Below are 24,993 nucleotides of genomic sequence, written 5' to 3'. Positions count from 1 at the left end.
GTTAGAATTACTTGCGGCCTTTGTCCTCTTTTTCGATGTCTTCAAACGTCTTGCGCATTATATTCCGCCTTTCCTCCTCAGGTGCGTTTTGGAATTTGGGGTCGCTAAACTTCGCCCGAAATGTTTCGCGTAGTTTTTCGCGAGCCTTGTCTGAAAGGGATTCATAACGTTTCCGATCCTCTTCCGAGGGGCCTCGGGAGCTGCCTCTAAAACGTTCACCTCCTGAAGAGGGGCCTCGGTCAGATCGCTGTTCACCAGACTTGGCGTCTGGTTTCATGTCCTTGGAGGTCAGGGCTGCGTAACGCACACTGACGACTTCGCCGCCGATACTGATGCGCGCTTGGCTGCGTGTGATGTCGGGCGCAGGCTGGGCTTCTTGCAGCGTCCAACCCTGAAAGTTAGGCTCGGTGCCAACAATGAAGGACTGCTTCGTTTCTTTATTGAAGACGGTGACGACGGGTTTGCCATTGATGTAGGCAATGCCAGTGAGGACCAAGTTATCCGACATGTTCACCATCCGTGTGAAGGGGGACGTGGTCACGACAGGGGATAGAGTCGCTGGATCAAAAGCCTGAGGTAGGTCAGGATCGGGCTCAGCGGCGAGTAAGGAAGCCGAGGGCAGCAACACGGAGAGGCAGCGAAGTGGGGTAGTCTTCATGAGCTGTGGATGGTGCGGGTTATAGTCCAAGTTCAGGCTTAAACCACCGGGCGAGGGTGAGGTTGCAGACGACTTGCGGGGTCTTTTCGCGGGAACGGGTATCAATCTCCACTTCCAGTTGGCGCACGGCTTGGAATTTCTCTGGGGATTGCAGGGTGGCCAGCCATTGCAGAACCATCGTCTGGTCGCCCCGCAGGCGCACAGAGACGGTCACTTCGCGGTAGTTCTCGTTAGGTGCTGCTAGCGGGGGCAGCGTGGGTTGCTCCGTGGTGAAGCCAAATTCTAAAGCTTGATTTTGTAGGTCTTCAAGCAACTGGCCTTGGGCGCGTCCGAGGCTCTCCGTCGTTGGCATTTTTTCCACCAACCAGGCGCGGCGTTTTTCCCAAAAGGCCCGGTCGGCCATCCAGGTATCGTTTTCGCTTTTTTGGGCCTGCAAAGTGGCGATTTTTTGCAGGGCCACGCTGCGTCTTCCCAGGAAAGTATTCACCAGGATGGCGAAGACCATGAAGACCAGCACGCCTACGCAGGCGAGCAGTAGATTTTTTTCACGTGATGTGAGTTTCTGAGCCATTCGGTCGAAAAGGAGGTAGGAGGATGGAAAGGATCACTGCAGCTTACCCTGGGCGCGGAACTGGGCGGTCTTTTCGCGCACGGTGGGTTGGGGTTTGGTCCATTTGTAGAGACCCAGAGTTTTGTGTTTTTGCAGGTCTTCGACGAATTGAAAGGCCATCTGCGCATCTCGGGCTTCACCACGAATGTCAATCTCTGTGTCCTTGATCTCATACTCGCGGATGACGATGCCACTCGGGGGCATCAGTTTGGTGATCTCAGCCAGCAGAACCATGGGATAGCGTTTGGGCTCGATAGCTGGAGCGAGAGCCTTCCAGCGTTCGACGGTCTTTTTCACGTTGCCAGCCGGTTCCGCAGTGGCCTCCACAGCAGCTTCGAGTTCTGCCGCCGTCCTCTCCTGAAGGCGTAAGTAGGCAAAGGCACAAAAAGCCAGGGCGATGACAAGGAGCCCGCCTAAGATCCCGAACCGGGTCATTTTGCCGCGCCGGGCTGTGCTATCTTGGGCCTGCCGCACACTGTGAGGCAGCAGTCGTGGCCATGCGCGAGTGTCTAGATCTGTATTCGGCGAGAGGTGAGGGAGAATGTTTGCAGGAAGGTCTGTCAGGGCTGCCAAATCAATGGCCTGCCCCGGCTGCCAGGAGGTGCCTACGAGGGTGATACCTGTGATGCCCCCCACGCCTAAATCTTGCTCCAGTGCGAGGCGCGAGAGCTGGATTTCTTGGGCGATGTCTTCATTCGAGGCTGTCGCTGGGGCGAAGAGGTGGCTGTGGTACAGCTTTCCCTGGTAATTGGCCGCGAGTACCAGGGAGCCGTGTTCCTCGGTGATGATGAGACTGCCGTTGGGCAGCGTTAGCAGACGCAGTGCGGCAGTGTAGTCAGAGGCTTGTGGCAGAGCCAAATCTTGAGGGAACGGCTCAGCCAAAATATCCACACTGACGGTGGCGACGGAGGCGTTTTGAGTGAGTAGATGCCAGCGAAAGTTTCGATGGGTGCCTCCCTCCAGCTTCAGCCCTTTGCGGTCAAGCTGGGTGATGATGATCTGCTCTAAAATTTCATGATCCGCATTGGGCAGCACGAGTCCCACCGTGCGGCAGGCGGTGGCTGGCAGGCCCACCAAGAGAGGTTTTCCTTGGCTGGAAACGGAGGCGGGATTTTCCACAGCTTCACCTCCACTGATACTCCGTGGTTTCCAAACACGCCAGGTGGCATCGGGTGAAGGGAGTAGGAGGGTAGTGGCGGCAAACGACATGCGGTGGGCTTTAACGTGTGAAGTGGTCAGGAGTTGCGAGGAAAGTCAGATTCAGTGCGGGGATCTGACTCACTCTTCGATCCGGGCAAGGTAAGTGAGGGATCTGTCTTCACCCCGGCGGGCAATGATGATGATCTGGGCGCGCTTTTCACCCACGTAGCCCGTGCTGGTGATGCGGCGCAGATCATCATCACTGGTTAGGATGCCCTGCATGGCCTGGGCTCGATCTCCAGTGAGCCCCAGCAGACGGTAGGCCTCACTGTCTGAAATGCGCTGGTCGTCTTCTGTACCGGCGATGCCGTCGGCCCCATCACGGCGGTTGATGTAGTTGACCACATCCGTCTCGGAAGCTCTGGCGACTGCGATGAGCGTTTCTTTAAACGCCGTCCGCAGATCAATCGTGCCGTCCCCATAGACACTGAAAAATTCACGCCAGTCCGGCTTCAGTCGGTCCACAATGCCCATGCCACGGACTAGCAGCATCTCGTCCACATTGATGAATCCCTTTTGGCGCGGTAATTCAAACAGGCGCTGGCTTTCGTAAAAAGCGGTTTCTGCACCATTGCTGCGCACATTATCATCACGATCCACCCAGTCTGCTAAGGATTCACTGGCGATGCTGGCTTCATCGCTGTTGAGTCCCCACCTAACAAAGAGTTCATAGACAGCCTCACGCAATCGTTCATCCGTGACGTAATTGATGGGAATGCGCGCGCCTTCATAATTGATCACCACGTCAAAGCCACTGTCAGTGCCGATCTTTTGCTTCAGCACTTTGTCTCCACGCCTCGCTGAAGGGTGCAGCCCCACGGCCAGTCCACTCTCTGCCAAATGGAGGGCCCGAAATTCGGCCGAGGCTAAGACGGCCTCCTCGGCGCTGAACCGAATGTACTCCACTACCCCCATGACCGTGACGGACATCAGCAGCAGGGCCCAGACCATGAGCATGAGGGCGGAGCCTGTCTGTGAAGCCACCCTTGGCATCATGTCGAAGGCTATTTTTCGGGAGGAGCGATCCATCATGTCTGCTCCATCGCATTGGCGGTGTGGCAGCTTCATCGCTGTGGATTTGAGTTTGGGGTATCGGGGTTGGTTCTGGGGTTATTCGTTTGTCCCCCTCGTCCATTGCCACCGTTTCCTCCTGGGTTGTTTTGGCTTGTGGTGGTTGTGGTAGCGTTACTGGTGCTCGTCGCTGTGCCATTGCCTGCCACGATGGTGATCGTCGGCACGCTATAGACCATGCGTAGCGGTGTGGTGCGGTCCCGCATGACGAGCTGTAATTCAATGAGGGCAGGCCAGTTAGTTTCGTCCCACTCTTCTAGCCAGGTTTCGTCGGCCTCTTTGTAAAAGCGCCATTTCATCTGTACCACATCCGGTAGCAGCGGCATCCAGTAGCGGCCTTGTTCATCTGGCGCACTCAGGCCCGTAGTTTCCTGGCGCAGGGCCATGCTGCTGTCATCACTTTCGGGGATGAGGTCTTCGCGGGAAAGGCATAGGTACTGCACTAATAGCCCATTGGCATCGGTGGCTCCATTGGGGTCAGGTCTCAGACCCAAAATGGTGTCCTCATAGGAAATGGGGCTGAGGCCAAAACCGAAACAGTGGGTGGAGCCGCTGATCGTCAGCTCTTGTGCAGAAGAGGTGGGGGAGTTTGGGTCCAGCGCGGTCAGGGTCAGCGTGGCGGTACTGGGCAGCGTGGTAAAAGCCTTCCGGCATAGGTCGAGGAAGCGATTGATGGCATCGTTTTCCCGCTGCAGTTGCTCCACCTGAGCGGCCGCGCGCACGCTGCCCTGGATGATGGAAAAAAGAGTGCCAGTGATCATGCCGAGAATGGTCAATGCAATCACGACCTCCATCAGCGTGAAGCCATGATGAAGGCTTGACCACACTTTTGGTTGGGTGGATTTATTTGGTGGCAGGTTTGTAAACATACACGTCCACGCTTTCCTCCCGTTGTTCATTCCCCACTGAGTAAGTTGCGATGATTTTAAGGTTGTAGAGATCGCTCAAGGTCTCCCCTCGAGTCGTCGTTAAGGCCACCCTCTCAATGCTGCTTGTGTAGGTCACTCCTGTGGCAGCATCAGCTACCGTTGCAGACATTTCATTGAGCGGCTTGCGCCGTACCTCTTCTAAAAAGGACCGCATGCCGATACGAATGCGTTGGTCCTTATTCAAGATGTTTGCCACCTCCACCGAGGTGCCCAGTGCATTCGCCAGCCCAAGCACACCAATCGCGAACATGGAGAGTGCAATGATCAGCTCGAGCAGGATGTAACCGCGGGGGATGCTCCTCAAACTTGAGTGAGGTTGACCTGAGAGAGGTGTTTTCGAGATCTTCATTTCAGGTCGATGATCTCCTTGGTGATGTCTGCGGTGAGGGCGCCAAACTCCACATCAAAGGTCGCGCTTTGACGATCCAGATGAATTTTCAGAGGTTGGCAGATGCCTGTAGGCTGGAAGACCCAAAGTCTGACCACCTCTCCCTCGATCAATGTTTCTTCAAGATCGTGCCAGAACTTCAGCGAGTATTGGACGTCCTGCGGCAGGTCATAGTGTTCTTCCCAGTGATCATCCAGTTTAGGGGCTGTTGGGGCCAAGGGCAGGGAAGTCTTCGGCACATCCCCAGCTCCCGCATCAAGGTCCGAGTCATTGTCATCCGAATTGGGGTTTAATCGCCTAACTCCTGCCTCTTCTTCTTGCAGAAAGGTGGTCAGTTCAGAAAGCTGCAAGTAAGGCGTGAAGTAGCGTGAGGCGACAAAACCGCCAGGATAAAAGGCGACCTGGTAAGGGCGTTTCTCCCTCATGGCACGGATGCGTGCCTCCTTGGCCAATCGAACCAACTCCAGGATGGGTTCGCGCGCCTGTTGTTCCTCTCTCAGCCCTTTAAACATGGGCACCGCACCCGCCGCAATGACGATGATGATGGTTAGGGAAATGACAATTTCCACCAGGGTGAAACCCGATCTTACACGCTGGGCCCGAGCCGGAAAACCCGGCTGGGCTTGCGAAATATAAGGACTGGGGGTGAGGGAAATCATTCGGCTGTCAGTTCATTCCAACCCCAGAAATGGTCCGTGGTTCCGCGCCTTTTAACGAGGCGCAGACCGACTGACTCAACTCACTTGGTAGCGGAGGCTTTCCAGTTGCCAATATCGTCCTCAGTCCCTTCAGCACCATCTTTGCCGATGGAATAGACATCGAAGGCTTTTTTAGATTTCTGGGCTGGGTAGCGATATTTGTACTCCTGTCCCCACGGATCCTTCGGCACTTCTTCCATGAGAGCCGTCCACTTCTCTGGCAGCGGCTCGGAGGTGGGTTTTTCGACCAGGGCTTTGAGGCCTTGCTCGGTCGTTGGTGGGCGCATGTTGCGGGCCTCATACAGCTGGATCTGCGTCATGATGTTTTGCAGGTCACCATCCACGCGGGTTTCCTTGGCCACATCCACGTTGCCTTTCAGCATGTAAATGGAGCCGGCCGCCAGGATGGAAATGATCGTCAACACGATGACGATTTCAATGAGGGTAAAGGCTTGGCGCGAGTGGCGCAGGAAGGGGTGTGAGGTATTCATGGGATGATTAACGATGGGCAAAGCGTGGATTTTCAGAAGATGAAAATAATGAAAAGGGTGGCGGCTTGGAAGGTGAAAAGGATGGTTTTTTGGCATGAGGAAAGGCGGTCTCGTCAGCTACACCCGGCTCTTGATGCCATTCACGGACTGGAACACGGCAGAGATGATGGAGTATGCAACGACACCGACGATGACCGCCATGAAGACGATGATGATGGGGGAAATGAGGGCCGTCATACGTTTGATGCGTTTGTCCAACTCCTTATCATAACGGCCAGCCGCTTTTTCCAGAGACTTGCCCAAGGTGCCGGTTTGTTCCCCCACGGCGATCATGTCTATGAGCGTCATGGGAAAGTGGGATACCTTTTTGAGCGAGTTGGAAAGAGCGCCCCCTTCCGCCACCAGACTCGTCACCTTGGCTAACAGAGACTGGATGTAAACATTGGCCGAGATTTTGGAAACCAACCGGATGCTGTTGAGCAGAGGCACGCCATTTCCAACCAGACTGCCCATGGAATGCGCAAACTGGGCATAGAATCGCGTGGCAATCACGGGGCCAAAGAGAGGCAACTTGAGTTTGGTCTCATGCCACCACATCAGCCCCTTTGGTGTGGCGATGTAGGCTTTAAAAGAAAGGGAAACGATGGTGATGACCGTCAGCATCACCCACCACCATTGAGCTAGGAAATTGTTAAAGCTGATAAGCATCTGCGTGGCGAGTGGCAGCTTTTGCCCACTCTTGGCGAGGAGGTCTGTGATCTGTGGCACCATCACCGTCATGAACACGATCATCAGCACGATGCACGCCCCGATGAGGAAGGCCGGATAGATCATGGCGGAGGTCACCTTGGCCTGCAGTTCTGCCATCACCATGAGGTTCTGCGCAAGCCGCCGCAGGATCTCCGGCAAGGAGCCGCTGACTTCCCCCGCAGCGACGAGGTTGCAATACAACTCGTCAAAACTGGGCGATGCCTTTTTCAGCGCCTTGGCTACGGTGGAGCCTTCGCGAAGCTGATCGCGCAGGATGACGGAGACCTTGCGCAGGCCCACATCCTCCTGGCGTTCAGCAATGACTCGCAGGGCTTGGTCAATCTGGAGCCCTCCATCCAGCATGTCGGCCAGTTCCTCGGTGAAAAGGATGATCTGGCTACGCTTGAGTCGCACGGGTTGGTTGTCCTCCGCCTTCGCCGCCAAAGCTGCGGTTGCCTTCGCCGACTTTGCCTCCTCGGCTACTTTCACGGGTGTTAGGGCCTGAGCCTCCAGCTTGCGAAAAGCCTCCGCTTTGGAGCCGACCGCAAGGCTGCCCGTAACAGTCTGGCCAGTGGCATTCAGGGCGATGTAAGTAAAAGAGGGCATGAAAAGGCTGAGTCAGGAAAACAGGCTGTCTTCTAAAGATGTACAATTTCCCTCACTCGCTGGCGGCCGTGACGGTCATCACCTCTTCCAAAGTGGTGATGCCTTGGGAGGCTTTGCGGAAGCCGTACTGGCGCATGGGGACCATGCCGTCTTTCAGGGCCTGGGCTTTGAGTTCCATGGTGGTGGCTCGCAGATTGATTTTCTCCGAAAGCATTTCTGTCATCAGGCAGATTTCCATGATGGCGAGACGGCCTGTGAAACCGGTATTGCGGCAGGAGCGGCAACCTACGGGGTGGAAGAGTTTATCCTTCCATTCCAATGGGAAGCCACAGGCGCGGAGGAAGCTTTCCTCATGATGCGCGGGAGCCTTGCAATGCGGGCAGAGGGTACGCACCAAACGCTGAGCCTGGAAGGCACGCACCGAGGAGGAGACCATGAAGGGCTCGATGCCCATGTCGAGCAGACGCGAGATGCCGCCCACGGCATCATTCGTGTGAAGGGTGGAGAAGACCAAGTGCCCCGTGAGTGCGCCACGGATGGCGATTTCCACCGTTTCCTGGTCACGCATTTCTCCCACCATGATGACGTTCGGGTCACCTCGCAGAATGCTTCGCAGACCGGCAGCAAAGGTGAGATCAATCTCTGGCTTCACGGCAATCTGAATGATGCCGTCCAGCTTGTTTTCCACAGGGTCTTCGATGGTGACGATGCGGCGATCCTTGGTGTTCAGTTCCTTGAGCAAGGTGTAGAGCGTGGTGCTCTTGCCTGAACCCGTGGGTCCTGTGATGAGGATGATGCCATTCGGGGCTGCCAGCAGTTTGCGGAACTTCGCCTCAGTATCGGCATCCAGGCCGATGGCCGCCATGTCGAACTTTTTGCGGGTGAGCAAACGCAATGCGACAGACTCACCATTCACGCTGGGGATGGTGGCAACACGGACGTCAATCGGTTCGCCATCCAGTTCCAAGTTGATGCGGCCATCCTGAGGCATGCGCCGTTCGGCGATGTCTAGGTGTGCCATGATCTTCAAACGAGAGATCAAAGAATTTTGCAACACTCGCATGTTAGGCGGCACCGGAACTTCGATCAACTTGCCATCCACGCGGTAGCGGATGCGCAAGTCGCGCTCGAGGGGCTCTACGTGAATGTCCGTGGCGCGTTCTTTCAAAGCTTCGCGAAAGACCTGATTCACAAAGTTCATCACTGTGGCCTCTTCGTCCGCTTCATCCAGGACGTTCACTTCCTGCTTCATGTCATCGTCCTGCTCGCCGCCATCGCGGCCCTCCAGCAGTTCTTCAAAGTTTTCAGCTCCCACCCCGTAGCCCTGGTGCAGAGCTTCCAAAATGCGGTGGCGGCTGGCGATCTGCCAGTGCACGCGCTTTTGCAATTCCTGGCCCACGGCTTGACGGGCATTGAGGTCAAAGGGATTGTAGGTTAGCACCGTGGCTTCCACAGCAGAGACATGCGCGGGGTAGATGCGGTGCCTCAGCGCCAGCTTCGCGGGGAAGCGATTGTGTAAACCCTCCTGCTCGGCCGAATCTTCATTGGAATAAGGCAGGCGTAGGTGGGTGGCGAGGCTGGAGAAAAAGCTCTCTTCGTCCACCACATTGGCATCCAGCACCGCATCAATGAGCGGCAGCCTTTTGTCCGTTGCCTCATCCAGCGCATGGCGCAAACGCGACTGGTCCCGACAGCCGGCCTGGCTGGCGGTTTGAAAAAGCACATCAGAAAGAGAGAGCAGAGCCATGAGGGAATCGTGCTTAAACGCCCGAGATCCGTCAAGGTTGCGGAATAATGTGGGTCAGTTTTGGCTCACCCTCAGTTCTCTGAGTAGGATCACTTGGTGAAGTGGTCCGGCTCGTTCCCGGCTTTCCACTTGATGTTGCAGCCGGTGCTGGGGCGCTGCGAGGGCAGGGGAGCCTCCCCGGCCAGCATTCCTCGAACGGCTTCACGCATGTCATCTCCCGTAACCGGGGTGGTATTTTTGGGGCGGGAGCCGTCAAACTGGCCGCAATACGTCAGCTTCAGCTCGCCATCGAAAAGGTAAAAATCTGGCGTGCAGGCGGCCACGAAGGCATGGGCCACACTCTGGTCGGCATCGTAGAGATAAGGGAACTGCCAATCGTATTTGGCGGTGAACTCCAACATCTTTTCTGGGGCATCGGCGGGGTACTTTTCCACATCGTTGGAGTTGATCGCTACCACTCCGATGCCCTGGCTATCGAGTTCCTTGGCAAATGCGGCCAGAGCGTTGGCTAAGTGGATCACGAAAGGGCAGTGATTGCAGGCGAACATGATCAGCAGCCCCCGCGGGCCACGCACATCATCCAGCGTGAAGGTCTGCCCCGAGCCGTCGGGAAGTTCAAATTCAGGGGCAATGCTGCCGAGGGGGAGGATGCGGGTGGAGGGGACTTCAGCCATGGGAAAAGGGAAACAGGGATTCGAAAGTGAAAAACAAAATAGCGCGGGGCTAGCCGCTTCTTGGGACTCTCATTGCAGGCTGTAGGCTTTGACCCACGCCAGTGCCTCTTCCCGCGTGCTCACGAGGCCTTCGAGTTGCGCATTTTGCACCGCCGTCAGGACTTCTCCCATCTTTTTGCCAGCCTGCCAGCCCAGTTCTATAAGATCGCGACCATTGATCAGCGTTTGCGGGATCAATGGGGCCTGAGAAAATTCCTCGGCCTTTTCCTTCATGAATTCATAGTTGTCCAGCAAACCATTGGAACCCAGGCAGTCCACGCGATGCAGTGCCATTTCATCGTCCCAGGTCGGGCGGGCCATCATGCGCTTTAGGGTGCTGTTACGCATCTTCTTCACGTCCTTAAAGGCCATGTGATGTTCTACGGCGACCTGTGTGGGCTCAATGATATCGTTGGGAAACTTGAGCCGACGCAGGATGTCCCCCGCCATCTCAGCCCCCAGTTTGTCGTGGCCATTGAAGCGGATGCGGCCTGTGCCTTCATCCACCGTGAAGGTGGCTGGCTTGGCAATGTCATGCAGGAGGACGCTGAGTACCAATGGCAGAGAAACTTGCTCTGGCAGCAGGCTTAGCATGAGGCGGGTATGCACAAACACGTCTCCCTCGGGGTGCCATTGCGGAGGTTGCTCCACGCCTTTCAAAACGAGGATTTCCGGCAGCACGCGCTCCATCAGGCCACTGTCCATCAGCAGGTCAAAACCACGCAACCGATTTGGGTGCAGGAAGATTTTGATCAACTCATCGCGGATGCGTTCAGCACTCACGGTGGTGATGGCCTCAGCATGGTCGCAGATAGCTTGCCAGGTAGCGGGCTCAATTTCAAAACCTAGCACGGTGGCGAAACGGATCGCGCGCATTAGGCGCAGCCGATCTTCAGCAAAACGTTGTGACGCATCACCAATCGCCCGCAGGAGCTTGGCAGCGAGATCCTCCTGGCCATTGACATAATCAATGATGCGGTCTTCTTCCGGATCACGGAAGAGCCCATTGACCGTGAAGTCGCGACGCTGGGCATCTTCCTCCGCCGTGGCAAAGGTAACGGTTTCTGGGCGACGCCCATCTTTGTAGCTGCCATCCGTGCGGAAGGTGGCCACCTCGATCTGGTGGTGGTCATGTTTGACGATGACCACACCGAAATGGGCACCTACGGTGAGCGCCCCTGGAAACAGAGCGACGACCTGCTGCGGGGTGGCGCTGGTGGCTACGTCATAATCTTTCGGTTCCTTGCCTAACAAAAAATCACGAACGCAGCCGCCAGCTAATAAAGCTTGGTGGCCGTGGCTGCGCAGCGTGCGGATGACATGGGAGGCGGCTTTGAACATCAGTGCTTCGCGGCGACGCCTGCAGGCTTGGCTGCAGGGCGGTTGGTCGGGGCATACTTGGCCACCATGAAGGCCCCACAAGCGGCCAGCACGATGCCCGTGACGAACTGCCAAGGAAGGCTTTTTAAACCTCCTGCTGGCGGATGGATGAACATGGCCACCACGGTATTCACCACTGGAGCACCAGCAAAGACAATGGGCATCACGGCGGCAGGTGCTGCACCTTTATAAATCGCTGCGGCGGCACCAAGAGCCAGCACCAAGGTGAAAGCACCGAGCGCACCTGCTACGCCGGCGATAAAGCTCCAGGTCATACCGCTGCTGGTGAAGCTCCAGTTCGTGCCACGCTGCCAAAGTACCAGAACGGGGCCCAACACGGCCACGACAAAGTAGGCGATGCCAACAAACAAAAAGGCTTTCAGGCTGGCATTCGCCGTTTCAGGTCCTGGCAGTGTGCCGTCAGGCATCAGCCCACGGCCCTTATGAAGGATGATGCCATAGACGCCCCAGGAGAGCACGGTGAGAAGGGCAAAGGTAAGCCAGTTAGGGATCATTTGAGTGGGAGAGGTGGTTTGATTCACGTCGGTGAGAAACGTTAGGCAGCCTCTATTTGGATCAAAAAGCTGTCGAAACAAAAGGGTTTCTTACTTTTGCCCCGTCTTCATCACAGCATATCGGCTCTGAACGAGTCCAGAAGCAAAGCTGCGTGTTTCTTCATGACGCAGTTTCACATCATGAGGTAAAGCCCCGAATAATGCCAATCCATCCCCAAGCAGGATGGGAATGCGTGAAATGATCAAGCGGTCCAGATAACCAGCCTCCAGGAAACCCTGAATGGTTTTGCCGCCATCCACATACAGATGGTTAAACCCGCGCTGGCGAAAATGCTCCACCGCCACCGCTGGTTCTGGCGGAAGGAGGCTGACTTTCCCCTGAAGTTTTTCAGGCACGGCAAGTGGCTGACTTGTGAGAACTGTCACCGGAGTTTCGCCATACGGCCATTCGGGAAAATTCACAACGGTTTCAATGGTGCCTCTTCCCATGACCATTCCCTCCACAGTGGCCATGAAGGCAGCGTAACCATAGTCCTCTCCCTCCGTTTCGACAGAGGCTAACCAATCAATGCCCCCATCCCTGCGAGCGATGAACCCATCTAGACTGGTGGCGATGAAGGCTGTGCAAGTCATGAGGGCTGAGGAAGAAGTCCCGAGGAAAAAACGACGGTAGCGACGAATAGCACCAGGAACACCACCATGGCGATGCGGCCGGGTTTATCCAGCTTTCGGCTCGTGGCGTAGCCCGCCTGGCAAAAAAGGCAGGGCAGCAGGATGATCATGCTGACCAAAGGGACCGCAGCGATCAGACAACTCCAAGGATGAAACCCAATATTTTTGAGCCGTAGGGCAATGATGGGAAGGAAAAAACTGACAACAACCAAGTGATCCAGCATGGATTCTGGCTTGAACTGGTAACGGTCGATCAGGTAGCCCAATCCGCCAGTGAGGAGCATGAAGAGCAGCAGGTAAAGGCGTCTTCCGATGCCTGAATGCTTGACCGGTGCCGGATTCAAAAGTGTCTCTGCGAGTGGGGGACGATATGGATTTTTTTCGTCCTCAAGAGCACGTTCTGGCAGAGGGGGCGGTTCCGGGGGCAGGGAACTCAGAGGGTGCCACTCCTCCATGCCTTCGATCCAATAGAGGTCGGTAGGCAGCAGGGTTCCATTGGCCAGTTTAAGCCTTACCTCAGCCGCCTTAAAACAGCCTTTTTGCACTTCACCGCGACCGATGAAAATCTCCGTTGTCGGTTCTAGAATCATGATCGCACAGACCTTAGGCTAGGGCAGCTTCAAAAGCTCAGGCGGAGCTACCGAGATGCGTGAGCGGATTCGTTCGGGGATATCCACCGCTTTCATTTTACCCGTTTGGGCGTCTTTGCGTACGCAAGCTGCTACCAGTTTGCCTTCTGCACTCAGTTCCCCATCCTGTTTCCAAAAACGAATGATGTAACGTAGCGTGCGCGGGCGCACCTGCTCCACTAGAAGCTCCATGGTGAACTCCTCCTCAAAAAAAAGCGGAGCGCGGAAATCGCAGGAAACATGGACTCGCGGCCAGCCTACCCGCTCCTCCACTGGAATCTCAGCCGACTTATCCCAGATGGACATGCCGAGAGCTCGGAAAAAATCATGCTCCACCCTCTCCATGTAGCGGAAGAAATTGGAGAAGTGGACAATGCCCGCCATGTCCGTATCGGCGAACTGGACTCGGTCAGTGAGTGTATGACGGTGCATGTCTGTATCTTACTCAGGCCTTAGGCTTTTGCCAGTTCCACCATCACGGCCTTCTGCGCATGCAGACGGTTTTCAGCTTGGTCAAAGATCACGGCAGCCTGGGCTTCGAGGACTTCTTCAGTGATCTCTTTACCGCGATATGCAGGCAAGCAGTGCATGACGATGGCGTCTGACTTCGCATGCTGCATCAGAGCTGCATTGATCTGCCAGGGGCGCAGCGTTTCGATGCGGCCAGCGGCTTCGTCTTCCTTGCCCATGCTCACCCACACATCGGTGTAGATGGCATCAATGCCTGCCACGGCGGCTTTCGGGTCATCCGTCACCGTGATAGTGCCGCTGGGGATTTTGGCCATGAAATCAGCCGCTGGCTGGAACTCCTTGGGTGCTCCAATGACCAATTCGAAACCCAATCGGGCACTGGCCCAGATCCAGGAACGGGCGACGTTGCAGTCCCCATCGCCCAGAAAGGCCACGCGTTTGCCCTTCCAGCTTCCGAAGCGTTCGTTGATGGTCTGCAAATCGGCCAGGATCTGACATGGGTGCTCGTCATCGGTCAGGGCATTGATGGTGGGGATGCCGCTGTAGGCGGCGAAGTCCACCACGTCCTGCTGGGCGAAGGTGCGGATGATGGCCCCGTCAATCATGCGCCCCATGACACGTGCGGTGTCCTTGATGGGTTCGCCCCGGCCTAACTGAATGTCTGCCGAGGAAAGGAACATGACCTGTCCGCCGAGCTCGCGCACGCCGACTTCAAAACTCACCCGAGTGCGTGTGGAGGACTTGCTGAAAATGAGCGCCCAGTTCTGCCCGGCCAAAACTTGGGGGGATGTCTTGCGGTTCTTTTTCAACAAGGCTGCCTGAGCGAGCAGGTTTTCGATTTCAGCGGCGCTGAGCTGCTCAATGGAAAGGAGATGCTTCATCTTTAAAGGGACTTTGAGGGACGGAAATAAAGGGCTGAGGTCGCAATTGAGCGGGGCTGTTCAATCAAGTGCCGATAGCTCACCGAGGATGGTTTTAAAGATCGTCAGGGCCTCTGCGGCCTGAGCCTCGGTGAGGTTCATCGGTGGCAGCCAACGCACCACTTTGGGGCCCGCGGGGACCACCAGTAGCCCAGCATCCAGCATGGCCTTCGCCACATAGATCGAGGCGATCTTACCAGAGGCCTTGATAGCAGCTTTAGCCAACAAAGCGGCTTCATCCAACTCAAAGCCGATCAGCATGCCAAAGGCGCGGATGTCTGTGATGAGAGGCTGTTTCCAAGAAGCGACTTCACCGGCGATCTTGCGGCCTAAAACCGCAGAGCTTTCCGCCAACTGATCACGCAGAATCACATTCAGTGTCGCGAGCCCTGCCGCACAGGCCAGGGGACTGCCGCCAAAGGTGGTGCCATGGGTGCCTGGGCCAAGGAGGTCGCACAGCCTTCTTTCATCGCCATCTGCCAAGGCACGATTACGGATCCAGAAAGAGCCCAAGGGATACCCGCTGCCGATGGACTTGGCCCAGCTAATCGAGTCTGGCTGGATCTCATCGCCCGGAACGATCGAACGCCAGCCGCAGGAGTCACCTGTCCGCCCCAGTCCACACTGCACTTCATCCAGCAGCATCAGCAGGTCATGTTGTTTGCAGAGCGACTGCACGGTGCGTAGGAATTCGGGGGTGGCGGGGTTCACTCCGCTTTCTCCCTGCACAGGTTCAAAAAAGATCGCCACGGTCTTTTCCGTGACGGCTTTTTTCAGGGCTTCGACGTCATTGAAAGGGGCATAGACAAAACCCGGCACGATGGGGCCAAAGCCACCATGGATCTTTTCCTGCGCGGTAGCGCTCATGGCACCGAAAGTGCGCCCATGAAAGCTGCCCGTGAAGGTGATGATCTCATAGCGCGGGCTACCATCTGCCTGGGGCCTAGTGACGCCATATTTGCGCGCTAGTTTGATCATGCCTTCATTCGCCTCCGCCCCGCTGTTGCTGAAGAAACATTTGCCGGGAACCTTGACGATTTCCTCCACCAGCACGCGGGCCAGTTGTGCCTGGCCTTTGCTGCAATACCAGTTGGATGCCTGCATGAGCTTGTGCGCCTGAGCGGCGATGGCACCTGCGACTTCGGGATGGGCATGCCCCAATGGGCAGGACGCCACACCGCTGGCGAAGTCCAGGTACTTTTTGCCTTCACTATCCCACAGGTACGGCCCCTCACCACGCTCTGGCCACAGGGGAAAGCGCCCATAGTTAGGCATCACATACTGGTCCAGCCACGCGGGCTCAAAGTCATTGATTCTGTCCATTTTCTTGATCCTGAAAAAATTGCTTACGTTCCTACTGTTGCTTCATCCGCCTCTGTCTTCCTACCGAAGCTCACAGATGAATTTCAGTGCCGATCCCCACGTCCGTGAAGATCTCCAAAATAAGTGCGTGGGGAATGCGTCCGTCAATGAGGTGCACCTTGCCCACGCCTCCTCGGAGAGATTCCAAGGAAGAGTCCACCTTTGGGATCATGCCTCCACTGATGATGCCTTCTTTCTTCAGGTTTTCGATGCCGGCCGGGTCCAGGCTCGGAATCAGAGTGTCGTCATCCTTGGGATCGCGCATGACGCCGCGCACATCGCTCAAAAAGATCAGCTTGGTCGCCTTTAGCCGTGTGGCTAGGGCACACGCAGCGAGGTCAGCATTCACGTTTAACGTTTTGCCACTGGCTAGCTCACGGGCAACCGGGGACACCACGGGGACAAATTCACCCGCCACGGCTGCCTGGATCAGGCCCAGCTTGCAGTCGTTCACTTCACCTACCCAGCCGAGATCGCCTTTCATTTTTTCGCCCGTGAAGACTTCCGTGCCAGGCACGCCCACGGCTTTGCCGCCAAAGGCATTGATCTTATTGACGATCTCGGGGTTGATCACCCGCGCCAGTGTCTGTTCCACGATCTTGATGGTCTCCTCATCCGTCACGCGCATGCCGTTGATGAACTTGGCCTCCAGGCCGCTATCCTTCATCGCTTTAGAAATGGCCTTGCCACCGCCATGCACGATGACGGGATTGATGCCCACAGCCTCCAGAAACACCACGTCTTTCAAGAAGGTGTCCACCACGGCTGGGTCTTCCATGGCGCTGCCGCCCACCTTGATCAGAAACGTGCAGCCTCGGAATCCCTGCATGTAAGGGAGGGCTTCGAGGAGGACATCGGCTTTCTGGATCTGGGGCTCGTTCATTGGCAAAGGGGGAAAGGTGGGAAGGATAGGCACCCAGGCGCAGCGTCAAGCACTTCAACGGGAAATTTCTGAAAAAAATCCGCCATGTTTCTAGTCTCCAAAGTTCCTTTTTTTCTCTCGTCAGGGCCCAGAGGCTCTGTTTCAGTAGCGTCATGCTCGTCACCGCAGCTCTTCTTTTCCTCTGCTTCCTTTGGGTGATGCTGTGCATGCGTTTTTACACTTTGATCTCCAAGGAGAACGTCATTCAGCGCCGCCTCATCGCCATCGGTGCCGGATTAGGAGCAGGGCTCATTTACGTGCTTGGCAGCATGATTGTGACCCTCCTCCGCACTCCATCTTCCTCGGAGTTGCAGCGGCAGGTGCAACAGGTGGAGGACGTACGAGTGCAGCGCCGCTGAACTGAATCTGGCTCAATCCTTGAGCTGGAGCACTGCTTGTGTGACGTCGAGAAAATGAGGTCTCGAAAGATCTCGAGCTTGCCGTTCGGCAGCACGTTAGGGATCCCCCAGGATGGTGAGTTGACCAACGGCGAACAGGTGTGCATCACGACCAAGGAAAGCGCAAAGTGGTAAAAAGATTCATGTGCTAAGATCGAACACAGCGGACCGCGCTGGGTTCAGCCCGTAATGGAATATACGGGTCACAAGGGGGAACGTGACGTTGGCCGATGGGCAGCACCGTCAGATAATCACCCCCTAAGTTTTAGAGGACCCAATAAAAAACGCATGGGCATCACGGTCTTCGTCCTTGTGGCCGCATGAATCCTAACAAAATGTTAGTTTCATAGGATCACTTCACTTGAATCCCAAATGGGAATGTGAGAAATACTCCCTGCCTTTTGATTTGAACGAAGAGCCTGTAGAATCCAGCTTGAGGTGGATTAAAGCTGAACCGGATTTCTCCCCCCACCTCATCACGCTCATTTTCTGGATGGACATGCAGCAATGTGCGAAAGTCTTCATGGATTCCCACAATGTGTGCCTGCGCCTCCATGTAATCTTCAAGGTCTGTGACGGCATCTCCCGCAGCGTCTAAGATCTTCAAATTGGCTCGATTGATGGCTTTAGCTTTAGGCGGGGACTCCGTGATCCAGGCCATCTTTGCTCTTAGCTCTGCTGCATTGGCTGCAAGGACAGTTTCCTTTTTGGCTGCTGCGCTCGGGTTAGAGAGAAGGGAAATCTGGTTCATCGCAAATTCTTCCCGCCCTGTTTCTTTTGGAACCGCATTGATCCACAATCGGTAAGGCTGGTTCAAGCGGGGCACGAAGGTCAACTCCCATTCGCCAGACTTGCCGGTGGGCTCGGGATGTTCGTGATGATAGTCCGTTAGTGACTCGTCGCATATCATTGCATGCAGAAGAGCGCCGTGGGTCAAAAGAAGGTCTTCACCAGCCACAGGACGAAGGTCCTGGATATAAACGATTTGAAACTTCAGTCGCACAGGCTTGCCGGGCTGTAGCTCCGTCAGCGGCTCCATCTGGATATGCAGTATAGGTTTTACCGGTGGCAAAAGATGGGCAAATCGTTCCGTGGACATGAGGGCCTCATCCGGGAATTGAGCCGCAGCTAGTTGGAGCACCGCTTTCATTTCAGTCCATCTTTCGTCGAGGCTTCGGGCCTCGCCCTCTTGGGCCAGTCGCATGATCTCATCGGTCAGGCTTTCCGCAGAAAGCAGGCTGCGTTGCAAAATCCTTTGGCGGCGGCCTATCAGCATGATGGCGTTTGTTTCCATGAAACGTAGGTGGACCAGGATGGCAGTCGTTTTAGCGGTAAAGGTGTCCATCTTCCCCTGCATTAGCAGTGTATCCGCCTCATTTCGCATCAGGGAAATCTTCGTCCAGGCATCTCCCACCGTTACCACATCGGCACCACAAACCAATACGGCAGGCTTTTCGGCAGCCGCTGTGAAAGCTAGGATGAACAAGCAGACTAACCAAATGTTGGAAAGATTCACGAAAGAGCTCATTCTCTGGGCAATCGTATTGACAAGTCTCATCCATCACACAATCTCGTGCCAAATGCCAATGTGGAAAATAACCCTGGCCCTCAGTTTACTAGCAGCACCCTTGTTTGCATGCAGGCTACCGTTCGAGCCCACTCTGGAAGCCGCCATGGTTAAAGCCACTGCTCGTGACCAACCTATTTTGCTGCTGTTCACGGGCTCTGACTGGAGCCTTCGAAGTGTCACCTTGGACAAAGAGCTTTTGGAAAACCAAACGATCGAAAAGATTCTCGAAACCTCTTTTATTCTAATGATGGTGGACTTTCCCCAGCGCGTTAAACTTGCGTCTGAGCAACAAAGAGCCAACACCGCACTCGCGGAAAAATTCCAGGTTTCCCATTTTCCGACCCTGATTTCTCTGCGATCTGATGGCAGCGAGATCGGTCGCCTAGAATTCCATGCCGCGACCGTCGAATCCATGGCGAAAATTCTGCATGATTGGCTGTCCAGAGCAGGGAAAACAGAAAAGCGGAACTAAGATGCGTCTATTTGCTTTCATTGTCCTTGCACTGCTTCCCTCATTGCGTGCGCTTGCAGGTGAGAAATCACAAAATTTCCAGGTATTAGGCACCATTCGAGAGCTTCGCCCAGAGACTCAAGAGATGATCATCAAACATGAGGCCATTCCTGGTTACATGGATGCCATGGTGATGCCATTTACGGTGAAGGGCACTCGTTGGTTTAAGGAAGTGCGGCCCGGGGATGAGGTCCGCTTCAGCTTAGAGGTCACGGATAAGGAAGATCGCATCACTCATTTTGAGGTGCTGCGTCGTGGGAAAGCTCAGATTCAAAGTCACTCTGCGAAAGTGGCTAAAGCCAAAGTTGGAGCTTCCTTTTCTTTTGAAGATATTCTTTTGAAAGACCAAGAAGCAAGGGTGTTTGAGCCAGCAAAGCTATCTGGACGTCCCATCGTACTCAGCTTCTTTTTTACTCGCTGCCCATCCCCTGAAATGTGTCCTTTATTGATGGCAAAGCTGGGAGATTTCCAAAAAAAACTCAAGGCTCGCAAAGGTGCGGATGCGTCTGCTGTCAGCATACTTTGTGTCACGATAGATCCACTCAATGACAGCCCTCAAGTGCTGAAAAGTTATGCGAAGGCCTGTCAGGCCGACCCAAAGGTGTGGACATTTCTCACAGGTTCGCTTCCAGAAATCCGTCGTTTGGCCTCTCGCTGTGGGGCTGATTTCTGGGAAGATGAGGGACTCATCAACCACACCCTACGCACTCTAGTCATAGATTCGAACGGGAAGATCCAGCGTCTCTATTCAGACAATCGCTGGACTTCTGAAGATCTACTCGAAGCCATTCATGATGGTGAAAAGCGTTGAGGGAACATTTGGTTTAGAGTCCTTCCAATTGTAGGAAATGTGGAGCGTCTATAAGTTGAGCTGGCATCTTTTTTCCTCGTTTTAGCAGCCGCATACTGTCATAAAATCTCGATCAACTAGTTTAGTTTAGGTGTTACTTAATCGTTTAAATCTTAAGATTTAAGATTTATCCAAATGCCTTTTTTGCTCAAACCTTACGTTTCGGCTTGGCTGGATATGATTTAATCAATTCATAATCAAGGATTTGTCTATTTCAAGTCTTTGAATTAAATAATCATTAAGATTAGGATGAAATTTCTATCGTCGGCTGATTTTATAATTTTTATTTCGCATTAAATCGAAATTGATTTTCCTTTATTCCTACACAAGGATTCCTTTATGGAAGATGTGAAGACCGCATGCGTGAAAGGGAAGCACAACCCGGCGATTGGACTCGCTGGAAAAATTCAGACCCGTTTTTGGGGTCTGTTTTTTATGGCGGCAGCCATGCTGTTTCCATGCATTTCAGAGGCATCTCACTACCGTGGAGGAGCGGCGTCTTACTCCATCAATTCGAGTGGCTTGGTAACGGTCACTGTTTACACAGGTTGGGGTAGTTTTGTAGATACGCCCTTTTTCCAAGTTTACACAGGATCTGGCGCCACGGGCACTTCACTGGGTTCAATGACTCTGGCAACAGCGGTCAACCCTTTCTCGACAGGCACTGAGTTTGGAGGGGCTGCCTACACCATTCGAAAAGACACTTTTACCTTCAATCTGAATGGCAGAGCTGCAGGTTTTTATTATGCTTGGTGGAGTAGCAACAACTGGGTGAGCGGTATCAACAATGTGCCTGAAAGCACCTGGTCATTGGAATTGAAGATTGCCTACACACCGGGGCAGGCCAGTGCGGGACCTACCATGATCCCTGCTACCATTGATATTATTGGACGAGGTTTCCCTTACACCCAGAACCTGAATAGCCAGGATCCAGATGGAACCCCTGTAACCTATCAAAATCTGGTGGGCAATGCCTACCCTGATTACGCTCCAACGAGCCTTATGCCAGGCATCAGTGTGAGCGCATCAGGCACCGTTGGCATTCCAGGTACCAGCACAGCCACCATGGCTCTTGGGCGCTGGGGTTACAAAATTCGTGTGACGGATGGCTCCGGTGGCACTGCTATTCGTGATGTTCTCGTAGTCGCAGCAGATCCCACTGCCACCAATGTTAACCGCCCGCCCGTACTTGCTTCCATCGGGCCAAAAACAGTCAACATCGGGACTTCTCTAAATTTCACGGTGACGGGGAACGATCCGGATGCTGGTCAGACTTTGACGCTCCGGTCCTCCGCTTTGCCGACAGGGGCGACTTTTCCTCAAACCACTGGACCTAGCACCGGTGCTTCTTCCTCCTTTGCCTGGACTCCGACAGCAGGTCAGGAAGGAACTTATGTGGTCAACTTTGAAGTTTACGACAATGCCTCCGTGACTCTGATTGATTCAGAGGAAGTCACTTTCACAGTTACGGGCAGCAACAATCCTCCGGTGCTGGCAGCCGTCGGCAGCAAATCTGTGGCCAACGGAGGCACTTTGACCTTCAATCTCTCTGCAACAGACCCTGATGGCCATAGTATCACTTATCAGATGTTTAATGGTCCTGCTGGAGCGACCTTAAGCCCCGCAGGCGCTTTTTCTTGGACTCCAACCGCTGGCCAGAACAACACCACATACACGGGGGTGACCTTGCGTGCCACGGACAATGGTGTGCCAAATCTCTCGGATAACGAGACCATTACCATCACCGTTGGAGCTGGCAACAACCAGCCGGTCACCACTGCAACGTTGTCCCACAATGTTACCGTTGGGCAAAACCTGAGTTTCGTGGTTTCTGGCTCGGATGTGGATCTGGCTCAGACCTTGACCCTCTCTGCCAATGCTGGCATTCCCTCGGGTGCCACCTTCACCACAGTTTCGGGCTTGGCGTCTGCAGGCGTGAGCAGCACTTTTTCTTGGACGCCTACCTCGGGTCAAGTGGGTCTTACCACCGTCAAATTCTTGACTCAGGACAATGGCACGCCGGTTCTTAACCAAGAGATTACAGTCACCATCAATGTAGCTGCTGCCTCTCCCGAAATCGTCTTGAGAGGTAATGGCCTCACCATCGACAATGGTGACATGGTGCCCACCACGGCGGATCACACCAGCTTTGGCAATGTGGCTGTTTCCAGCGGTTCCATTTCTAGAACATTTACGATCGCCAATACTGGTACAGGCGCTTTGAACCTAACTGGCACTGCTCCGAATTATGTCACCTTGAGCGGTGCCAATGCCGCCGATTTCACGGTCTCTACCCAGCCCGCCAGCTCGGTGGTAGCCAGCGGTAGCACGACCTTCGTCGTCACTTTTGATCCAAGCAGTTTCGGCTTTAAAAATGCCACGGTAAGCATCGCGAACAATGATGCCGATGAAAATCCTTACACCTTTGCCATCACAGGCGGCGGCGCCGATTCTGAGTTGGTGGTCTTTGGCGGCACTCGCTCGGGCAATGGCATCCTAGTGGCTGATGGAGCCAGCTCAACAGCCCTCGAAACAGACGATCACATTGATTATGTCAATGTCACCTACCTCACACCCACCACGCTCAGCGTTTCAGTTCGTTGGTTCCCTTCCAGTTCAGGTTCATACACCACCACAGATGGGATTCATTTGAAGGTATTCCACTTCAATGGCAGCACCTGGAATACTTTGCAGAGCTTAAACCTCAATCCGGGCCAGTTTTCCGTGAACACCCACACGGACTTAAATTTCACATTCACACTTCCCTCAGGTTCGCCAACTGGCACCCATCACCTGCGCGCCTCCATCATTGATAAGAGCGCTGCAGGGGACATCATGGTTGGGAATTATGCCTGTGAATCTTGTGGGACGGCAATAGGTTCAGGTCGTCATTCTGATAACGCAGATGTGTTCTTCGATGTCGTCACGGGCAGCCCCGCCAGCTCGGAGATTGCGATCACTGGCAATGGCAATGCGATTGTTGATGGCAGTGCCACGGCCGCCGTAGGCAATCACACAGATTTCGGCAATGCTGGAGTGACGGGCAGCAGTGTTGTCCGGACATTTACAATCGTAAATACGGGCACCGCTGCTTTAAACTTGAGTGGCACGGCTCCTAATTATGTCACTCTCAGCGGTGCCACGGCAGACTTTGCCGTTACCGCTCAGCCTGTCACTCCCGTATCCGCCCTGACGGGAACCACCACCTTCAGCATTACTTTTGATCCTGCCTCCGTTGGTCAGAAAACGGCCACGGTGACTCTTTTGAGCGACGATGCCGATGAGTCTCCCTACACTTTCACCATCACAGGGAACGGACAGGCTCCTTTGCCGATTCCTTCGACGCTTGATGATGTGGTTACCGCAGGCAACGCTCCTGGGGCAGATGGCACCTCGAACATTGGCCAATTCGGTGTGCTTCGGCGGGGTGGTTTCTTGGCTGAAAATGGCTTTTTAGCCTTTCCTGGCTTCCTTCAAGGGGTGCCTGCTACCAGCAATTCCGGTCTCTGGAAAACGGGAGGTGGAAATCTGTTTCTCCTCGCTCGCACAGGAACCACGGTGCCAGATGTACCCAGCGCTACCTTTGCGACCCTTCCTGAGGTGCCATGGATCAGTGAATCGGGTCTGGTCAGTTTCCTTGCGAGTATGACCATCGGCACTGGTGGGGTAACGACTGCTAATGACACCGGTCTCTGGAGCGAAATTGGTGGCGGGGGCTTGCGTCTCCTGCTCCGTGAAGATGACGATGTGCCCGGAATGGCCGGCGTCAAAATCGGTAGCTTTGCTTCGGGTATCTACGCCACGGCTAGCACCGGGGTGAATTCTGGCCACGCCATTGTGTCTGTGACGTTTAAAGGAGCGAGCACCAAGAGCGCTGTTCTGCGTGCCCAAGTCAGTGGTGCTACCACCACCATCAGCGTGGTGGCGGAAGAAAGCGCGACTGCTCCAGGCACAACCGCTTTGTATGCAAACGTGGCTGGTAGCTTCACGGACCCTGGCCGCATGGATGCGCAGGGCAATTTCATTTTCTCTGCTCTCACCACCACCAGCAGTAAAGAGGGCATCTGGTATCAGCCAGTGGGCAGTGCGGTATCGAAGGTCTTCTATGCGGGTGAAACGGCCCCCGGCACTGGCGGTGCTACCTTTGCGCGGCTCCAGCGCCCGTCTTCAGGCAATAACGGCGTTGTCGCTTTCCGTGCTACCTTGAACCGGGACGGTGACAATGCGGCCAACATGCGCAATGACGGCATCTGGCGGGGCACGGCTTCCACCCCGGCCAGTTTCACCTGCATCCTCCGCCGTGGGGATGGTTCTTCAGTTGTGTCAAACTTGCCCGTGGGCAGCCTCGTTGGGAATCCATGGGGTGGCTGGCTGAACAACAACAACCGTGGGGCCTGGAGAGCCTGGTTGGATGTCAATGGCGATGGGAATAGCGCAGCTCCGACGGATGTGAACGCCATCTTCACGGATCTGTCGGGAGCCATGCAGTTGGCTCTCCGGGTGGGTGATGCTGCCCCTGGGACAACGGGTGCGACCTTCAGTGGATTTGATCTGCCAATCGTCGGCGGCAATAACCAGTATGCCATCATCGGCAACCTGGCCGGCGGAGATGCCGTCACTGCCAACAACCAAGGGCTCTGGAGAAGTGCTCCGAATGGCGGTGCACTGTCCCTGGTGTTTCGTAAGGGCGCATCGGTGGTGACGACTGAAGGCACTAAAGTGGTGACGAAGATTGACCTACCAGGCTCTGGCCAGACGGACCGCCGTTGGGAGCAGCCTGTCATGGACAGCACTGGCCGGATAGTGGTGTATGTGACGTTTGCCGATGGCAGCACCAGCCAGGTGATCATCCCTTAAGTGACGCAGATGAAAAAAGGCGCGACCTTTGCTGGTCGCGCCTTTTTTATTCGGCACAAAACAAACTGCGAGGCA

24 protein-coding genes are annotated in these 24,993 nt (G+C 54.9%); 4 read left to right on the top strand and 20 right to left on the bottom strand.

Going from position 1 to position 24,993, the window contains the following annotated elements; genetic code table 11:
- Nucleotides 1-7: 7 nt before the first annotated feature.
- From HNQ64_RS21175 to argB, 19 genes are all read right to left on the bottom strand, one after another.
- The gene (locus HNQ64_RS21175; RefSeq protein WP_184212525.1) at nucleotides 8-658 is read right to left on the bottom strand and encodes a hypothetical protein; all 651 of its coding nucleotides are present in this window, start codon (nucleotides 656-658) and stop codon (nucleotides 8-10) included.
- Between the two features lie 19 nt (nucleotides 659-677).
- Nucleotides 678-1,229, bottom strand: coding sequence for a GspMb/PilO family protein (locus HNQ64_RS21170; protein WP_184212523.1), 552 nt, complete (start codon nucleotides 1,227-1,229; stop codon nucleotides 678-680).
- Nucleotides 1,230-1,262: 33 nt separating this feature from the next.
- Nucleotides 1,263-2,477: a hypothetical protein gene (locus HNQ64_RS21165; RefSeq protein WP_184212521.1), complete on the bottom strand. Its 1,215-nt coding sequence runs from the start codon at nucleotides 2,475-2,477 to the stop codon at nucleotides 1,263-1,265.
- Nucleotides 2,478-2,546: 69 nt separating this feature from the next.
- Complete coding sequence (locus tag HNQ64_RS21160; RefSeq protein WP_184212519.1) at nucleotides 2,547-3,536, bottom strand: type II secretion system minor pseudopilin; 990 nt, start codon at nucleotides 3,534-3,536, stop codon at nucleotides 2,547-2,549.
- Complete coding sequence (locus HNQ64_RS21155; protein ID WP_184212517.1) at nucleotides 3,533-4,408, bottom strand: prepilin-type N-terminal cleavage/methylation domain-containing protein; 876 nt, start codon at nucleotides 4,406-4,408, stop codon at nucleotides 3,533-3,535. The genes HNQ64_RS21160 and HNQ64_RS21155 overlap by 4 nt, the downstream gene beginning before the upstream one ends.
- A complete protein-coding gene (locus HNQ64_RS21150; protein ID WP_184212515.1) occupies nucleotides 4,383-4,718 on the bottom strand; it encodes a hypothetical protein in 336 nt (111 codons plus the stop codon). Before HNQ64_RS21150 ends, HNQ64_RS21155 begins: the two co-directional genes overlap by 26 nt.
- 95 nt (nucleotides 4,719-4,813) lie before the next feature.
- Nucleotides 4,814-5,515 (bottom strand): pilus assembly FimT family protein, encoded by a 702-nt coding sequence (locus HNQ64_RS21145; protein ID WP_184212513.1) that lies wholly within the window; start codon nucleotides 5,513-5,515, stop codon nucleotides 4,814-4,816.
- 80 nt (nucleotides 5,516-5,595) lie between these two features.
- Complete coding sequence (gspG, locus tag HNQ64_RS21140) at nucleotides 5,596-6,045, bottom strand: type II secretion system major pseudopilin GspG (protein WP_184212511.1); 450 nt, start codon at nucleotides 6,043-6,045, stop codon at nucleotides 5,596-5,598.
- A gap of 117 nt (nucleotides 6,046-6,162) precedes the next feature.
- Entirely contained in the window at nucleotides 6,163-7,401 is a 1,239-nt protein-coding gene (locus HNQ64_RS21135) for a type II secretion system F family protein (RefSeq protein ID WP_184212509.1), read from the bottom strand.
- Between the two features lie 52 nt (nucleotides 7,402-7,453).
- A complete protein-coding gene (locus HNQ64_RS21130) occupies nucleotides 7,454-9,148 on the bottom strand; it encodes a GspE/PulE family protein (RefSeq protein WP_184212507.1) in 1,695 nt (564 codons plus the stop codon).
- An 89-nt stretch (nucleotides 9,149-9,237) separates the two neighbouring features.
- Entirely contained in the window at nucleotides 9,238-9,822 is a 585-nt protein-coding gene (locus HNQ64_RS21125; RefSeq protein WP_184212498.1) for a thioredoxin family protein, read from the bottom strand.
- 69 nt (nucleotides 9,823-9,891) lie between these two features.
- Nucleotides 9,892-11,202, bottom strand: a complete 1,311-nt coding sequence (locus tag HNQ64_RS21120) for a CCA tRNA nucleotidyltransferase (protein ID WP_184212496.1) — start codon at nucleotides 11,200-11,202, stop codon at nucleotides 9,892-9,894.
- On the bottom strand, nucleotides 11,202-11,783 hold the full coding sequence (locus HNQ64_RS21115; RefSeq protein ID WP_184212494.1) for a hypothetical protein: 582 nt from the start codon (nucleotides 11,781-11,783) through the stop codon (nucleotides 11,202-11,204). The genes HNQ64_RS21120 and HNQ64_RS21115 overlap by 1 nt, the downstream gene beginning before the upstream one ends.
- 63 nt (nucleotides 11,784-11,846) lie before the next feature.
- Complete coding sequence (locus HNQ64_RS21110; protein ID WP_184212492.1) at nucleotides 11,847-12,389, bottom strand: dihydrofolate reductase family protein; 543 nt, start codon at nucleotides 12,387-12,389, stop codon at nucleotides 11,847-11,849.
- Nucleotides 12,386-13,018, bottom strand: a complete 633-nt coding sequence (locus HNQ64_RS21105; protein ID WP_184212490.1) for a GYF domain-containing protein — start codon at nucleotides 13,016-13,018, stop codon at nucleotides 12,386-12,388. Before HNQ64_RS21105 ends, HNQ64_RS21110 begins: the two co-directional genes overlap by 4 nt.
- An 18-nt stretch (nucleotides 13,019-13,036) precedes the next feature.
- Nucleotides 13,037-13,489 (bottom strand): acyl-CoA thioesterase, encoded by a 453-nt coding sequence (locus HNQ64_RS21100; protein WP_184212482.1) that lies wholly within the window; start codon nucleotides 13,487-13,489, stop codon nucleotides 13,037-13,039.
- A 20-nt stretch (nucleotides 13,490-13,509) separates the two neighbouring features.
- A complete protein-coding gene (gene argF / locus HNQ64_RS21095) occupies nucleotides 13,510-14,409 on the bottom strand; it encodes an ornithine carbamoyltransferase (RefSeq protein WP_184212480.1) in 900 nt (299 codons plus the stop codon).
- 60 nt (nucleotides 14,410-14,469) lie between these two features.
- Entirely contained in the window at nucleotides 14,470-15,771 is a 1,302-nt protein-coding gene (locus HNQ64_RS21090; protein WP_184212477.1) for an aspartate aminotransferase family protein, read from the bottom strand.
- A gap of 70 nt (nucleotides 15,772-15,841) precedes the next feature.
- Nucleotides 15,842-16,693: an acetylglutamate kinase gene (argB, locus tag HNQ64_RS21085; protein WP_184212475.1), complete on the bottom strand. Its 852-nt coding sequence runs from the start codon at nucleotides 16,691-16,693 to the stop codon at nucleotides 15,842-15,844.
- Nucleotides 16,694-16,845: 152 nt separating this feature from the next.
- On the opposite strand from argB, the gene HNQ64_RS21080 reads away from it, so the two are divergent.
- Complete coding sequence (locus HNQ64_RS21080) at nucleotides 16,846-17,091, top strand: hypothetical protein (RefSeq protein ID WP_184212473.1); 246 nt, start codon at nucleotides 16,846-16,848, stop codon at nucleotides 17,089-17,091.
- A gap of 391 nt (nucleotides 17,092-17,482) precedes the next feature.
- Here the strand turns inward: HNQ64_RS21080 and HNQ64_RS21075 are convergent, their stop codons facing one another.
- A complete protein-coding gene (locus HNQ64_RS21075; RefSeq protein ID WP_184212472.1) occupies nucleotides 17,483-18,658 on the bottom strand; it encodes a hypothetical protein in 1,176 nt (391 codons plus the stop codon).
- Nucleotides 18,659-18,716: 58 nt separating this feature from the next.
- On the opposite strand from HNQ64_RS21075, the gene HNQ64_RS21070 reads away from it, so the two are divergent.
- The 3 genes from HNQ64_RS21070 to HNQ64_RS21060 all read left to right on the top strand — a co-directional run bounded on the left by HNQ64_RS21070 (nucleotide 18,717) and on the right by HNQ64_RS21060 (nucleotide 24,918).
- Nucleotides 18,717-19,172 (top strand): thioredoxin family protein, encoded by a 456-nt coding sequence (locus HNQ64_RS21070; protein ID WP_184212470.1) that lies wholly within the window; start codon nucleotides 18,717-18,719, stop codon nucleotides 19,170-19,172.
- Nucleotide 19,173: 1 nt separating this feature from the next.
- Nucleotides 19,174-20,022, top strand: a complete 849-nt coding sequence (locus tag HNQ64_RS21065; RefSeq protein ID WP_184212468.1) for an SCO family protein — start codon at nucleotides 19,174-19,176, stop codon at nucleotides 20,020-20,022.
- A 486-nt stretch (nucleotides 20,023-20,508) separates the two neighbouring features.
- The gene (locus HNQ64_RS21060; RefSeq protein ID WP_184212466.1) at nucleotides 20,509-24,918 is read left to right on the top strand and encodes a DUF7453 family protein; all 4,410 of its coding nucleotides are present in this window, start codon (nucleotides 20,509-20,511) and stop codon (nucleotides 24,916-24,918) included.
- Nucleotides 24,919-24,993 lie beyond the last annotated feature (75 nt).

The organism is Prosthecobacter dejongeii, assembly GCF_014203045.1.
Lineage (GTDB): Bacteria > Verrucomicrobiota > Verrucomicrobiia > Verrucomicrobiales > Verrucomicrobiaceae > Prosthecobacter > Prosthecobacter dejongeii.
Note: the sequence above shows the minus strand (reverse complement) of the source record. Positions and strands in the feature narration are given on the sequence as shown.